This is a genomic window from Psychrosphaera sp. (assembly GCF_982872775.1).
Genome location: NZ_CEYNSH010000030.1, coordinates 20,557 through 34,387, shown reverse-complemented (window position 1 = coordinate 34,387; position 13,831 = coordinate 20,557). Strand labels below are relative to the sequence as shown.

The following is a 13,831-nucleotide window of genomic DNA, read 5'->3' as shown; positions in this document are numbered from 1 at the left end:
TCGTGATAATCAAGACCTGCGCGTCGCACTTTTTTTTCTTCAATATCAAAGCCCAGTGGCTCAATTAAGTGCAACTGGTAGCCACTATTTGCACATAAACGAACGATATTTCCTGTGTTAGGTGGGATTTCCGGTTGAAACAAGACGACATTTAACATGGTTACTTACTCTTTAAGAATCTGAGCCTCACGGGCATGAATGACGGTGGATTTTAGCGTATTTTCGTGTCACATTGCACTTATCAATACGCTCACAATTACAATAAGAAGAATAAGGCAGTTTTATGAGCCAGTTTATTTTAGAGTTTAACCAAGCATTGTCTAAACAAGAATGCGAACACCTCATCAACAAATTTGAACGTGATCAAAACAAAGCCCCTGGAAGAACCGGTAATGGTGTTGATAAATCCAAAAAGAACAGCCTTGATTTGACCATAGATCAACACCCGAGCTGGAAAGATGAGCACAACTTATTGGCGCAAACAACGCTAAGAGCATTGATCCAATACGCAAAAATGCACCCAATGATGTTAACAGGTGCAGTCTCAACCTCAATCCAAAACCCAACAACAGGTGAAATTACTACGCTCAGTCACGAAGACATTCCAAAGATGAGTGACGAGCAAATTCAGCAGCTTGTTACACGCCTTTACGAATTAGACATTTTAAATATTCAAAAATATGAGCAATCTACCGGTGGTTATCCGCATTGGCATTCTGAGCACTTTCCTCACCCGACTGACGCATCGCAACGTTCACTGAGAAGAAGCCTCCTAGTGCTGTTTTATTTAAACGATATTGAGGAAGGTGGTGAGACAGAGTTTTTCTATCAACAAGCGAAAGTCCAACCTAAAGCGGGAAACCTCGTCTTGGCCCCTTGTGACTTTACTCATACACACCGAGGTGTCACTCCGCGCTCGTCAGAAAAATACGTCATAGCATCGTGGGTAATGTGGCGAGATGCAAAAAAACTCTATCAGTAACCCCAAAAAGAAGATGTTTTATTAATTTAGGTACAGATAAATAAAAAGTTTTCCTTTTTGAATAAATTGTGTACTGTGTTAATTCATCGCTTAAAACCCGCACTTAGACGGATAGCGAAAATAACTATAAAAAAAACATAAATAAAACAAACATATTTGGAGTCTCATATGAACCGACTTAAGTTCACAGGTTCGCTAGTAGCCTTAGCTCTTACTGCTGCATTCAATGCACAAGCTGACGACAACCGTTACATTATCCAAGTGGATAATTCTAAAAAAGGTGTTGTGAAAGCATTAGCGAAGAAGCTAGGTGGTGATATCAAAGTAGACGCAAATGGATTTTTTGCTGCTGAGTTTTCAGGGAAAAGCTTAGATGAAGTAAAAGGATTATTAAACAACCCTCACATTAAGTTAATCGAAAATGACCTTCGTCGTGTGCCATTGGCTGTTTACAACGATGATGCTGGTAACCCAATGACACAACAGGTTACCCCTTATGCGATTTATCAATCTCAAGCTAACCAAGTTACATTTAATGCCAATGCCGGTATGAAGGTGTGTGTAATCGACTCTGGTTTAGACCGTTCAAACCAAGACTTTAACTGGGGTGGTATCACAGGTGATAATGATCCTGGTACCGGTAATTGGGATGAGCACGGTGGCCCTCACGGTACGCACGTTGCAGGAACAATTGGCGCAGCAGATAACAACGTTGGTGTTGTTGGTATGGCACCAGGTGTAGACATGCACATCATCAAAGTATTTAACGAAAGTGGCTGGGGCTACTCTTCAGATCTTGCTTACGCTGCAGATAAATGTGCTCAAGCAGGCGCAAACATCATTAACATGAGTCTTGGTGGTGGTGGTTCAAACAGCACCGAATCGAATGCATTCCAAACTTTTACTGATAATGGTGGCTTAGTCTTGGCTGCTGCAGGTAACGACGGTAACAATGTCCGTTCATACCCTGCCGGTTACCCTTCAGTAATGATGATCGGTGCGAATGATGCCGATAATAACATTGCTTCTTTCTCACAATACCCAAGCTGTACATCTGGTAAAGGTAAACGTGCAACAACAGACGAAACAATCTGTGTTGAAGCAACAGCTGGCGGTGTAGGAACATTGTCGACTTACCCAGCGGGTATGGCTTCTATGGCAAGTATGACGGCGGATGGGGTTGGATATCCGACTTCTGCGATGGAAAATAACGGCACAGCATCGGGATCTGTATACTTCATGGGTACTGCAGAAACAATTGACGGGGCAGCAAATGGCTCAATTTGTGTCATTGACCGTGGCGTAATTAGCTTCCATGACAAGGTTTTAAATTGTGAAAACTCAGGTGGTATTGGTGCAATTATCATCAATAACGAACCAGGTATGTTGTACGGCACGTTAGGTGACACGAACGCAACGACTATTCCTGCCGTTGGCGCAGCATTTGAAGATCGCTCAGCATTAGTTTCTGCAGCAAATGCATCTGTAAACATTGGTGCAAGTGACTATGGCTTCATGGATGGTACATCAATGGCGACACCAGCGGTTGCAGGTGTGGCAGCATTAGTTTGGTCTAATCACAGTGAGTGTACGGGTACAGAAATCCGTAATGCATTAAAGGCAACGGCGGAAGACCAAGGTGCGACTGGTCACGACGTTTACTTTGGTCATGGTATCGTTAAAGCAAAAGCAGCAAGTGATTACCTAACTGCCAACGGTTGTTCTGGTGGCACAGGTGGCGGTGACACTGGTGGTGGCGATACTGGTGGTACTGGTTTTGATTTAAGCGCAAATGGTTACAAGTCAAAAGGCTCAAAATACGCTGATTTGACGTGGACAGGTGCAACAACTGCTTCTGTAGATATTTACCGAAATGGCAGTGTTGTTGCGACAACACAAAACGATGGTCAATATACTGATGCCATCAGCGGTAAAGGTGGTGGTACGTATACCTACCAGGTTTGTGAAGCTGGAACATCAAACTGTTCGACAGAATCGACAGTGGTATTCTAAGTCGACATAAACAGTAAAAAGCGAAGAAAGCGTTAGTGAAAACTAACGCTTTTTTTTATCCAAAAAAGTCCAGGATGACCGCCAAACCTTGATTTCTAATTTCATCTTTCTCAATAAAGATCTCGTGCTTGGCACCTTTTATCACGATAGGTCCTTGGCTATGACACGGCTTGCCTAGTTCAGAGAGACGCTCACAAAACTTATTTTGAGCCGAATTATCGATCACAATGTCTTTTTCGGCCTGCAAAACAGCAATGGGAACGTCAACCTTGTCGAGATCATCAAATGCAGAATCTAAAGCGTTGATGGAGGCAACCACCCAACCATAGGTGATACCGCCTAATTGAAGTTCGGGGGTTTGTTCATAGGTATGACGAAAATACTCATAGCGCGCTTTACTATGAGTCAGTGTATTAATCAAAAATGGGACTTTTTTGTAGTCGCTATTTCCCAAAAAGTAAGGGCTTTGAGGCTCTACTTGTTTGACCAACCATGCTGCCGACTTAACGACTGGCTTGAGTACCACCGCTGGTACGGGGCCTGTTGGTAAGCCCCACATCGGCGATGAGAAAACAACCTTGTCGAACGGGTGTGAATACTCTTGAAGATATCGTAAACCAATCGCGCTCCCCATTGAGTGACATAAAAGATGCTTTTTGCCTTTGGCTTTTGGGATAACGATCTCATTTATAAACTGATCAAAATCGCGTGTGTAATCACTGTAATGATTAACATGGCCTTTATGAGTATTGACTAACAAGCGTGAAGATAAACCTTGGCCTTGATGATCGATGATAAAAACCTGGTAGCCAAGTTGAGCAAAATCAAAAGCCATTTCTTTATATTTTAAGTAGCCTTCCACTCGGCCTGGAGAAATGACTAGTGTATCAGTTGCGTCAGGCAATGAAACTTCAACAAAGTGGATCTTGAGACCTTGTTTATTAATAAATTGCCCAGGTTTTGCAGACCTATCCCAAAAAGGTTCTAACTTCTCTTGTATAAAGTCATCAAAATGAGATTCACGTTGTTGATTAAGCATTTGTTTTTGATACCCCTCTGACACGACAAATGAGGACAGACCTTCGCTAACTGACGCGAAACTATTGGCACAACTATACAGACAAGCCCCTAATAAAATAAGCTTAAATTTTTCAATCATAGTGCTTTTTACCTATCACCCTTTGGTCGAGCAGTTTTGTGTCCGCTTTTCATATACAATACACTGCTTATTTAGGCTTTTCGAGTCGGCTTTTAAGCACTAAGCAACGACTACTATTCAATTAATACGAGACACTGACATGACAATTTGGGTTGATGCGGATGCGACACCAGTCGTAGTAAAAGAAATTCTGTTTCGAGCGGCAGAGCGAACAAAAACCACCACGATTTTTGTTGCCAATCAATTTGTTAATGTCCCACCTTCGCCTTACATTAAGCGAATGCAAGTTAGCTCTGGATTTGATGTTGCTGATGATTACATCGCTGCTCAATGCGAAGCTTTGGATTTAGTTGTCACCGCTGACATTCCGTTGGCAAGCGAAGTAATAGACAAAAAAGCCATTGCGTTAAATCCAAGGGGAGAACTTTATACTCCAGAAAACATTCGCCAGCGGTTAAATATTCGCGACTTTATGGACACGATGCGCGCCAGTGGCGTTCAATCGGGTGGCCAAGCTAAATACAGTGACAAAGACAAACAGCAGTTTGCCAATGCCCTAGACAAGTATTTAGCTAAGCATGGCTCAAAGAGCTAATCATAAATCTGAAATAAGTTATCAAACTGGTATTTAAAACCTAACTCTTGGCAAATGCGATCACCTTCAACAGTTTTACCTGTGAAAGTTTCACGACTTTCTCGACCAATACCTGAAACAACTAGTGGCTCATTAGCTCTTTGGTCTTTTATTTTTTGCCTTGCGTATCTATAAAAGCTCTGTTTGTTAGGGTGATGTGGGCTAACGATATTATAAACATCGCTCGGACTCTCGCCCTGTTCAATTAACAAAGCAATCGCCTGAACGACGTCTTCCTGCATGACCATATTAACGGGCTCATTGATGTTTTCTTCCGTTAGACTAACTCTAAAATTACCTGGGTGTCTGCTACCGCCGATTAATCCAGCTAATCTGAGTACCTGTCTAGTTTTTAACCCGCTATTTAATACAGCTTGTTCCGCATCATATAAGGCTTTTTGCTTTTCAGTGGACAAATTCAAGGTTGAGAGTTCGTCGACTTTACCCTTTTGGTCGTAAATCCCAATCGAACTGGTAAAAATCACTTGTTTTACGTTATTGTTTTGGGCCTGTTCTAGCATGGTTTGTATTTTGGTTGTATAAGAATCACCCAGGCCTTTTTTAAATCCTGGAGGAATACAAATAACTAAACAATCGACTTCAAACAGCTCTCTATCAGCCTCCATCTTGGTCTGACCAGAGTCGACTGACACATCACAGTGATGTACCGAAATTGACAAACCTGTCACTTCTGGACGGTTTGAGCGGAAAGATAATTTAACTTGGTATTTTTGCTTATCTAATAACGAAGCGAGGGCTTGACCAATAAAGCCGCCCCCTATTATTCCAACTGATTTCATGTGTGTTTTGATTACTCTTCTTTTTTTGGAATGACACAATATTGACCAACAAACTTCGCCACTTTTCGCTGATCATCGAGCACTTCAACCTGTACGCTGATCATCGCTTTACGGTTTTCTTTTAGAGGTTCGAAGTCCCCTTTTATATCTTCAAAATGGGCGATAGAGCGAGGTAGTTCAGTAACCGGTTTGTGGTAATGGATATCTGCATCGGCCAATACTATAGCACCATCGACGCCATTCTCTTTCATCATTAAATGCACCAACCCCCAGCCTGTTAAAGTGGCAAGGGAATAAATAGAGCCTGCGAACATAGTGCCGTGAAGGTTCATGTTGGGATTTAAAGCGGCCCGGGTTTCAAACGTTTTACCAGTATATTGATAAACGCGAATGCCCATTAATTGGGTAATTGGAATTTGTTGATGCCAAATGTTTTGCAAATCGACACACCACTGCGGGTGTCGAATGATCACCTCCACTTTGTCCAACGATTTACACATTTGAACGTGCGGAATTGAGCCAAATATCTCAGGTGCGTCACCCGTAACTTGATACCCTAAGTTCTCATAAAAATTGGTCGCGGACTTTCGAGCATTTAGGATCACTCGCTCCACACCTTCTTGCCGAGCGATGGCTTCTAAGGATTCTAACATCATCGTCGCCAAACCTTTACGTCGGTGGTTTTCAATCACTGCCATATAACGAATTTGCGCTTCTTCGCTATTAACCAAGTGCAAACGAGCGACACCAACGGCATTACCGTCGTCATCTTTGACCATACGATGCCAAGCATGCTGTTCGTATTCGTCTTTCTCCGAGCCTCTTGGTTGTTGCAATGGCGCTCGTAATATTTGCCAACGAACTTCGTAATAATTATCCCAATCTGCCTCAGTCTTCGGTGCTACGACTTGATACATTTTTTTCCCCTTTCCTAAAAAACCAACAAACTGACTCGCTGGGTTAGGTATTTCCAAGCTTTCTTTCACGATTAATTGGTGAATGTCGTTAAACAACTTAGCTCGAATTATTTGTTATGCTTATAGTTAAATTCTAATCACTTTAATTAAAAACCATCTATGGACCTCTGGCAAACTCTATTCAGTAATGAAGATACCAAACAGCTGTACTTCTTAAATAAACCAGGAACTAAACTAGAGGTGGTTAAAAATAAGTTTGTCTATCGACTCGACGTCAATGAAGTTATCCAAAGTGCATTTGCAATCTCTGCGCCATACCGTCCAGCCTTGCCACATTGTGCAGTCATGTTACTTCCTTTACTTCACGATAGAGTACCTGAATCGGTACTAGAGCTTGGCGGTGGAGGCCAAGCGATGCAACGATATTTTCGAGCTGCTCATCCACAAGTTGACTTTGTAAGTGTCGAACATGATTTAGACATTGTTGAGGCCAACCGACATTTACCTGAATTTGACTCTTTAATCATCGAGCATGCCGACGCATTCACTTACATTGAACAGTGTGTCGATTTAGGTAAGCGGTTTAGTTGGCTAATGGTTGATTTGTTTCACGGCAAAGAGACGCCGTTACCAGCTTTAAAAGTGGCTTTTTTTAATCAATTAAATCAAGTCGTTGAACCAAGCGGTTGGCTTATTATCAACTGCTTAAGTGATCAAACAAAAGACATTCAACAATTATATGATTTAATCAGCGCTTGTACATTTGAACAAATTAAAGTTTTTGCTGTGCCTGGCCAAAAAAACCACATTTTTCTAGCTCAAAAAAACTCCACTAGTGACCAACCAGCCTGCTATTTTGGCGATGACATAGAACAACACAATTTGTTTAAGACTGGTGAATTACAGAAATAACAAAGCATCACAGAACGTAGAGGTAACTATACAAAGCTAGTAACAATAAAAAAGGCCAGTGTATAATTCACTGGCCTTTTGACTGTCAATTTTTTTGAAAACGACTAAAAGTCTTTGCTGTACTAGCTATTCTTAGTCATAGAAATTTACTTAGTCTAAGCTTGGCTCTAGTTTTTCAAAACGTTTGCTGACTGTCGCTTTTTTCGAGCGAATGATTTTTTTGCTCGATTGTGCCTGTGTCATGTATTGCTCGTATTCAACAGGGGCCGTTTCACGTTTGTATAGCTTACGGTTGTCGTACGTTATGTAGTCATTATTATCAATATTTTGCCAAACGTTTTTGTAGCTAAAGTGGTGGTTGTGGAATAAAGAATATTCATCACCCTCAACTCCAGTCAACCGCCAAGTACGAGTGTGATACAGCCCACAAACATCGCTCACCTCACGGCATTCTTCAGTATAAAGACCACCTTTTTCACGAACTCGTGTAATCGTCACAGTACCATCAGAATTTAAGCTCCATGTACCGTACATGATCTGAATTTCGTGTTCTTCTAATTCACCATTTTCATCCCAATCGTTAGTTGAAACTGTTTCGGCATTGCCGTTTTCGTGCAACTGGAAGAAGAAATGCTCATGTTCTTGACTAAATACATCAGACTCGTAGTCATAAATACCAGGGACATCTGAAGCTGACCAGTTCATTTGTGCAGGAATAATTTGGCCTTCACCAACGTAGTCTAACGCAACGTTTAACTCAGATCCCGAATTACTGTGCTCTACTACTTCACTCGAGAACAGTTCAGACGAACCACGGCTACCGACTTTTTTATACGTCATAGTGCGACTCATACCCGGGATATTGATCACAAGTTCACCGTCTTCAATTTTCCACGTACCGTCTTCTTCTAAAACAGTCAGTCTTGCTGTTCCGTTAGAATTAAGCGTAACTTCTTCACCATAAACATAGAAGTCTTCTACATCATCAACAGGGTTTGAAAGCGGTAAGTAAGCTACTCCAGACTCGATTGACAATTCTACTTTAGACGCTTCTTTTGCTGCAACAAAGGTACTAGTCTGAGATTCAACCTCATCTTCTTTTTCACCGTTAGGGTAGTGCGTACGTGAGGTTGTGGTGATCGCAATGAGGTCTTGCTTTTCACCTTCGTTTAATCTCTTGAACTCATAGCTGTCTACAGAGTATTCAGCGTCGATACTATAGTTATAACCATTTTCATCTTGAGTCGGCTCGCTTCCATAACCAACTTCTTGTTCAGTTACTGTAGCGAAAATGCTCCCTTCTTTCTCTTCCCAAGTGAACTTGTTGTCCCAATAAGTCCCCTTGCCATCTTCATTAAAGCGAGCGATAGTAGAGCGGTGTAATGTTGAGGTTGGTAGTATGTAATAAACGCTTGGTGTACCAGATGTATTACTCTTATCGATAAGTTTTTCATCTGCGTAGATTTCTTCTTGTGCTTCAACGAAGACCTCATCTTGAATAACTTCTGCTACATAAGCCGTGGTTTCTTCAACTGACTCAACAAGCGCAAGCGTATCTGTCACTGTCGCAGGAAGCGCTAAATCTGGGTTATCAACTGCCTTATCAATCGCAACTTTAATCGCTGTGGCTAAGGTCATTACTTCTGCGTAGTTGATTTCTTGTTTTAGCGTTTCAAGTTGCTCATCAGAGGTAATATCTTGACCATCATTGGCAATTTTAGCTAACGCATACTCCGCCGTTGTGATATTCGTGACGTTAACTGCAAAGTCTTCATCACTTGTTAGAGTGCCATCTTCACCGGCCTTTTCAATTAATTGGCCTGCACTACCTAGAAGCGTAATAAGACCAGCAACAGCTTGGTTATCAACACCTTTTGCAACGACTGTTACAAATGCATCTGCTTCAGACTCATCAAGCTCTAACTCAACAACATAGTTGCCTTCTGCATCCGCAGTTGCATCCACAGTGACATCACGCCCCGCTACTTGTACAGAAATACGAGCATTTTTGATTGGTGAATCGGTTGCTAAACCCGCAATAGTTAATGGCATAGTGATGCGATTGACCGCAATTTCATTGGTTACTGTCGCTGTATCACCGTCAATATCTGTAACTGTAAGTGATAGTTCATACGTTTTATTAACATCTAACTCTGGTGCCGTAAAACTCACATTTGCTGACGTTGCGTCAGTTAAAACTAAGTCTGTACCGCCTTGAGTTACTGCCCATTGATAAGACTCAATAGTGTCTCCTGTCGCATCAACGACTGCAGCTACTTCACCTGTTTCACGCTCATTTACCGATAGCCCTTCAAATGACACAGAAGGTAAAAGATTATCAACGCTAATATTTACGTTTGCTGATGCAGTTGCACCATCGTCATCGGTAACCGTCAATTCAAGTGTTACTGTATCACCTGCAACATCAACAGCAGGCGCGACAAAGCTGACTGACTGAGACGATGCATTGGTTAGGCTAAGTGTATGCGCTGAAGCTATTTTCCATTGGTAGCTAGCAATGCTGCCGTCAGAGTCAGAAGCAGTTGATGTAATAGTAACGCTTTGGTTTTCGTAGGCACGTTCAGCTGTAAGTGAAACGCTTGGCGCTTTATTTTCTGGTTCAATTAGTGAAGCAACGTCTTCGCCACAACCAGCTAATAACAAAGCTGACGAGACCACAGACAGTGCAAATAGATTATTTTTCATCTCATTTTCCATTTGTTTAGAATTATTATTTCCCAAAAGGCATACGCCTAATTGATAGCGCTAATAATAACCAAACTGATGAAAAATCCAAACAAATTTGTGTATCCAAATGCTACACATAAAATAATACTTTAAGTCACTTAGTAACTTAAGTCTCCAAATGAAACGTCACCGGCCCATCGTTGACGAGGCTGACTTTCATGTCCGCTCCAAACTGTCCCGTTTGTACCTTTAGGCCTAATTGTTTGCAGTAATCTACGAAATATTCGTACAAACGATTTCCCTCTTGTGGTGTTGCGCCTCGAGAAAAACCTGGGCGATTCCCAGACTTAGTGTCGGCCACTAAGGTGAATTGTGAGACAACTAATATTTCGCCTTCTATTTGCTGAACGTTTAAGTTCATCTTGCCGTTTTCATCGTTAAAAATGCGATATTTACTGATGCGTTCTGCCAGTTTTTTGGCTTTGGCTTCGTTATCGTCTTTATCGACACCTAACAAAACCAATATGCCTTTATTTATCTTTCCGACGGTTTGATTATCGATGTCTACTTGTGCCTGACTGACACGCTGAATTAAACCTATCATTGTTGTTCCTGTTCATTTAAAAACTTGGCGACCTCTTGGCTAGCCCTAACTAACCCGTCAATAATTCCTGGTTCACTGCAACTGTGACCAGCAGCAGGTATAAGCTCAAGGACACCGACAGGCCAATGTTCACTTAGCGTAAATGCGCCTTCTTGTTTACACACCACGTCGTTGCGACCGTGAATGATGTAACCAGGTATGCCTTTAATAGCTGCTATTTCACTTAGAATTTCTGACTCGTAGATAAATCCATGCTGAGTAAAATAATGAGTATTAAGAAGCGACATGGCAATGGCTTCACGTTGATTGAATAAAGGCTTATTAGTCAAGTGCTGCTGATTAGCTGAAGAGTAGTTAACCGAGACAATACGACTTTCCCAGTTCAAAAACTGCTTGGCCGCTGATAGCTGGACTAAGTCACTGTCACCCGTTAACTTTTCGTGGTACGACTCAAGAATTGCCTGAACGATTTCATCGGTTGTTTCTTGTTCTAAACAGTCTTCATGACCACGGATAAACTCACGATAATACTCAGGGAAAATTTGACTCGCCCCTTGGTCTGGTGCCAAAAACCAGGCTAAGTCTTGCTTTCGAGCGAGGAAAACACCTCGAAGAATGAGCGCTTTAACCACTGCGGCGTGTTTAATAGCGTATAACAGCGCTAAAGTTGTCCCCCATGAGCCGCCCGCAACAACCCAAGATTTTATCCCCAAATGCTCTCGAATTTTTTCCATATCAGCTATTAAGTGCGCCGTGGTATTACTAAATAGCGCATTTATGTCATCAGCACAGTGTGGCTTTGAAAGTCCACAGCCACGCTGATCAAATTGGATGATCCGGTACAGCTCAGGGTCATAAAAACGCCTGTGTAATGGGCTGCTACCACCACCGGGTCCACCGTGACAATAAACTACTGGAATGCCGTCGGGATTTCCGCATTCTTCGACATAAACCTGATGACCATCACCAACGTCTAAATGAAATGAATGGTTAGGGCTGATTTCAGGGAATAAGGTTCTCATGGTGACTCCTGTACCTTTCGAGTTTTTCTGTAACGACATGCACCTTAACTATTAGTCACAGTGTAACATTAAAACAAAAAAGCCAAACTCAACGAGACACTTAACTTAATTAAACCGGATAGATTTTTTCGTATGTCCGTGTAACTAAAAGTGTTGTGGCGACAGGCCATCTAATAAAATGACCAACATCAAAGCTGCCCTGACAGCAGCTACAAAAGCATTCTGATCAATATTGTCGAAGGTATCTTTAGACGTATGATAAAAATCGTGTAAATCCCCACCAAGGTATAAATAAGGAACACCCTGTTTTCTGAACACGGCATGGTCGCTAGCATTACGCCAATCAATATCGCCGGCCAAAGTATTTCTGATCAAACGCGGGCGGTCATGCCCCCTTTTCAAGCGAATATGCTTGTCTTCCAGTCGCTCTGCCATCGTATCAAAAACAGCTTTAAAGGCTGGGTTCTTTCGAGTTCCAGCAAAATATAGTACGCCCTTTTTACCACCAATCATATCTAGGTTAATGTTCGCTTTTATTTCAACAGAAGATTGAAGTGGCTTAGATTGAGAGCTTTGATCCCTTTGAAAGTCGTTCCAGCTTTCTAAAAAATATTTTGCACCATGTAAGCCATCCTCTTCAGCATCAGTCGCTAAATATATAATGGAATAATTCGGTGCCAGCACACTGAAAAAACGCGCAATGGCTAACAGCCCGGCAACACCCGAGGCATTATCATCAGCCCCGTTCATTATTCGTTTACCCTTAAGTCCCAAGTGATCATAGTGTGCTGTTATGACTAAAGCCTGGTTGGGATATTTCTGACCTCGTTGAAAACCTACAATATTTTCACCTTTCGTTGAGGCCCCTTTTTGCTCAAAAGAAAAGGCTTGTTTGTACCCATCAGTACTTACCAAGCCCAATTTGGATAAGGACTGTAATCCAATCGTGTTAAATTGCTCGATTATGTATTGGCTAGCGCGCTGTTGGCCTAGGGTCGCCGGGGCGCGACCTTGCATCTTGTCAGCACTGAGTGTCTTGAGATCTAAAAGAGTTTGACAGGGATCGAAGAATGGAATGTTTGAATCAGGTGTATCAATACATCTAGATTGATTTTGGGCGAAGACTGACATCGCTCCAAAACCAAACAAGATGATAATAAACTGTATTAAATTAAATACCGTACTTTTCACGATATAATTCGACACTTGGTAAATAGGCCGCGTATTCGTCATTTTGTTTAACAAACTCGATGACATCTCCAAGGGTTACAATAGAAATGACTTTAGTGTCAAAGTCACGCTCTACTTCTTGGATTGCTGATAACTCGCCTTTACCTTTTTCTTGGCGGTCAAGGGCAATTAAAACGCCAGCCAAACTAGCACCTGCTTGTTCGATGATAGTCATAGATTCACGAATCGCGGTGCCCGCTGTAATTACGTCATCTACCAACATGATGTCGCCTTTTAACTCAGCGCCAACTAAGCTACCGCCCTCACCGTGTTGCTTCTTTTCCTTGCGGTTAAAACAATACGGCGTATCGATATCGTAGTGATCGGCTAACGCTACTGCTGTTGTTGTTGCGATTGGAATGCCTTTATACGCAGGGCCAAATAACACATCAAAAGAAATACCCGCATCGTTTAGTGCAGCCGCATAAAAACGACCTAACCGCGCCAAGTCACGACCAGTATTAAATAAACCTGCATTGAAGAAGTATGGACTTGTACGACCTGACTTTAGTGTGAACTCGCCAAATTTTAAAACTTGTTTCTCAAGGGCAAATTCAATAAATTCTTTTTGATAATCTTTCATTAGTGGCGTTCCTGATTTTCTCTATGAGTTGCGAGCAACATCACAACTTATTACTTAATTTTTTGCTTATTTTTTTGCTTATCTTTCTGCTCAATTTTACGCGAAACAGAGCATTATGTATTTATGTTCAAATTAACAAAAACCAGCAACGAGGCTGGTTTTTATCAATTCAATTTGTTGCGTTACGCTAACGCTTTTTTCTGCTCATCGATGAGCTCACCAATCGCGTTCTTGGCTAGTCCCATCATCTCTTGCATTTCATCAAACGTGAATGGCTCTTCTTCTGC

Annotated in this window: 13 protein-coding genes; 4 read left to right on the top strand and 9 right to left on the bottom strand. The window is 41.8% G+C overall.

The genetic code is table 11. The features are described 5' to 3' along the window. On the bottom strand, window positions 1–158 hold a 158-nt coding region (locus AC4E96_RS09975), incomplete at its 3' end, for a tRNA (cytidine(34)-2'-O)-methyltransferase (RefSeq protein WP_490255719.1). A 125-nt stretch (window positions 159–283) separates the two neighbouring features. Here AC4E96_RS09975 and AC4E96_RS09970 point away from each other — a divergent pair. Both AC4E96_RS09970 and AC4E96_RS09965 read left to right on the top strand, forming a co-directional pair. Beyond that, window positions 284–982: a 2OG-Fe(II) oxygenase gene (locus tag AC4E96_RS09970; RefSeq protein WP_490255716.1), complete on the top strand. Its 699-nt coding sequence runs from the start codon at window positions 284–286 to the stop codon at window positions 980–982. 168 nt (window positions 983–1,150) lie between these two features. Then, complete coding sequence (locus AC4E96_RS09965; protein ID WP_490255715.1) at window positions 1,151–2,995, top strand: S8 family serine peptidase; 1,845 nt, start codon at window positions 1,151–1,153, stop codon at window positions 2,993–2,995. 55 nt (window positions 2,996–3,050) lie between these two features. On the opposite strand, the gene AC4E96_RS09960 is transcribed toward AC4E96_RS09965, so the two are convergent. Further along, entirely contained in the window at window positions 3,051–4,154 is a 1,104-nt protein-coding gene (locus AC4E96_RS09960; RefSeq protein ID WP_490255714.1) for an alpha/beta fold hydrolase, read from the bottom strand. A gap of 139 nt (window positions 4,155–4,293) precedes the next feature. Here AC4E96_RS09960 and AC4E96_RS09955 point away from each other — a divergent pair, with 139 nt between their 5' ends. Next, complete coding sequence (locus AC4E96_RS09955; RefSeq protein ID WP_490255713.1) at window positions 4,294–4,749, top strand: YaiI/YqxD family protein; 456 nt, start codon at window positions 4,294–4,296, stop codon at window positions 4,747–4,749. Here the strand turns inward: AC4E96_RS09955 and AC4E96_RS09950 are convergent. Together AC4E96_RS09950 and AC4E96_RS09945 are read right to left on the bottom strand one after the other, a co-directional pair. Beyond that, entirely contained in the window at window positions 4,746–5,588 is an 843-nt protein-coding gene (locus AC4E96_RS09950; protein ID WP_490255712.1) for an NAD(P)H-binding protein, read from the bottom strand. The genes AC4E96_RS09955 and AC4E96_RS09950 overlap by 4 nt on opposite strands. An 11-nt stretch (window positions 5,589–5,599) precedes the next feature. Then, window positions 5,600–6,505, bottom strand: a complete 906-nt coding sequence (locus tag AC4E96_RS09945) for a bifunctional GNAT family N-acetyltransferase/hotdog fold thioesterase (protein WP_488031703.1) — start codon at window positions 6,503–6,505, stop codon at window positions 5,600–5,602. 159 nt (window positions 6,506–6,664) lie between these two features. Here AC4E96_RS09945 and AC4E96_RS09940 point away from each other — a divergent pair, with 159 nt between their 5' ends. Further along, the gene (locus AC4E96_RS09940) at window positions 6,665–7,417 is read left to right on the top strand and encodes a polyamine aminopropyltransferase (RefSeq protein WP_490255711.1); all 753 of its coding nucleotides are present in this window, start codon (window positions 6,665–6,667) and stop codon (window positions 7,415–7,417) included. A gap of 150 nt (window positions 7,418–7,567) precedes the next feature. Here AC4E96_RS09940 and AC4E96_RS09935 read toward each other — a convergent pair whose 3' ends face one another. From AC4E96_RS09935 to pyrE, 5 genes are all read right to left on the bottom strand, one after another. Next, window positions 7,568–10,123, bottom strand: a complete 2,556-nt coding sequence (locus AC4E96_RS09935; RefSeq protein ID WP_490255710.1) for a PKD domain-containing protein — start codon at window positions 10,121–10,123, stop codon at window positions 7,568–7,570. Window positions 10,124–10,271: 148 nt separating this feature from the next. Continuing rightward, window positions 10,272–10,709, bottom strand: coding sequence for a D-aminoacyl-tRNA deacylase (dtd, locus tag AC4E96_RS09930; RefSeq protein WP_490255709.1), 438 nt, complete (start codon window positions 10,707–10,709; stop codon window positions 10,272–10,274). Then, a complete protein-coding gene (gene pip, locus AC4E96_RS09925; protein WP_490255708.1) occupies window positions 10,706–11,731 on the bottom strand; it encodes a prolyl aminopeptidase in 1,026 nt (341 codons plus the stop codon). The genes dtd and pip overlap by 4 nt, the downstream gene beginning before the upstream one ends. A gap of 144 nt (window positions 11,732–11,875) precedes the next feature. Continuing rightward, window positions 11,876–12,922, bottom strand: a complete 1,047-nt coding sequence (locus AC4E96_RS09920; RefSeq protein ID WP_490255707.1) for a M28 family peptidase — start codon at window positions 12,920–12,922, stop codon at window positions 11,876–11,878. Further along, window positions 12,903–13,544: an orotate phosphoribosyltransferase gene (pyrE, locus tag AC4E96_RS09915; protein ID WP_488031708.1), complete on the bottom strand. Its 642-nt coding sequence runs from the start codon at window positions 13,542–13,544 to the stop codon at window positions 12,903–12,905. Before pyrE ends, AC4E96_RS09920 begins: the two co-directional genes overlap by 20 nt. Window positions 13,545–13,831 lie beyond the last annotated feature (287 nt).

What these genes read in the sequence shown, in the direction of transcription:
- AC4E96_RS09955 (WP_490255713.1), top strand. Translation starts at nt 4,294, where the DNA reads ATGACAATTTGGGTTGATGCGGATGCGACACCAGTCGTAGTAAAAGAA.
- AC4E96_RS09960 (WP_490255714.1), bottom strand. Translation starts at nt 4,154, where the DNA reads ATGATTGAAAAATTTAAGCTTATTTTATTAGGGGCTTGTCTGTATAGT.
- AC4E96_RS09970 (WP_490255716.1), top strand. Translation starts at nt 284, where the DNA reads ATGAGCCAGTTTATTTTAGAGTTTAACCAAGCATTGTCTAAACAAGAA.
- AC4E96_RS09940 (WP_490255711.1), top strand. Translation starts at nt 6,665, where the DNA reads ATGGACCTCTGGCAAACTCTATTCAGTAATGAAGATACCAAACAGCTG.
- AC4E96_RS09935 (WP_490255710.1), bottom strand. Translation starts at nt 10,123, where the DNA reads ATGAAAAATAATCTATTTGCACTGTCTGTGGTCTCGTCAGCTTTGTTA.
- pyrE (WP_488031708.1), bottom strand. Translation starts at nt 13,544, where the DNA reads ATGAAAGATTATCAAAAAGAATTTATTGAATTTGCCCTTGAGAAACAA.
- AC4E96_RS09950 (WP_490255712.1), bottom strand. Translation starts at nt 5,588, where the DNA reads ATGAAATCAGTTGGAATAATAGGGGGCGGCTTTATTGGTCAAGCCCTC.
- dtd (WP_490255709.1), bottom strand. Translation starts at nt 10,709, where the DNA reads ATGATAGGTTTAATTCAGCGTGTCAGTCAGGCACAAGTAGACATCGAT.
- AC4E96_RS09965 (WP_490255715.1), top strand. Translation starts at nt 1,151, where the DNA reads ATGAACCGACTTAAGTTCACAGGTTCGCTAGTAGCCTTAGCTCTTACT.
- pip (WP_490255708.1), bottom strand. Translation starts at nt 11,731, where the DNA reads ATGAGAACCTTATTCCCTGAAATCAGCCCTAACCATTCATTTCATTTA.
- AC4E96_RS09945 (WP_488031703.1), bottom strand. Translation starts at nt 6,505, where the DNA reads ATGTATCAAGTCGTAGCACCGAAGACTGAGGCAGATTGGGATAATTAT.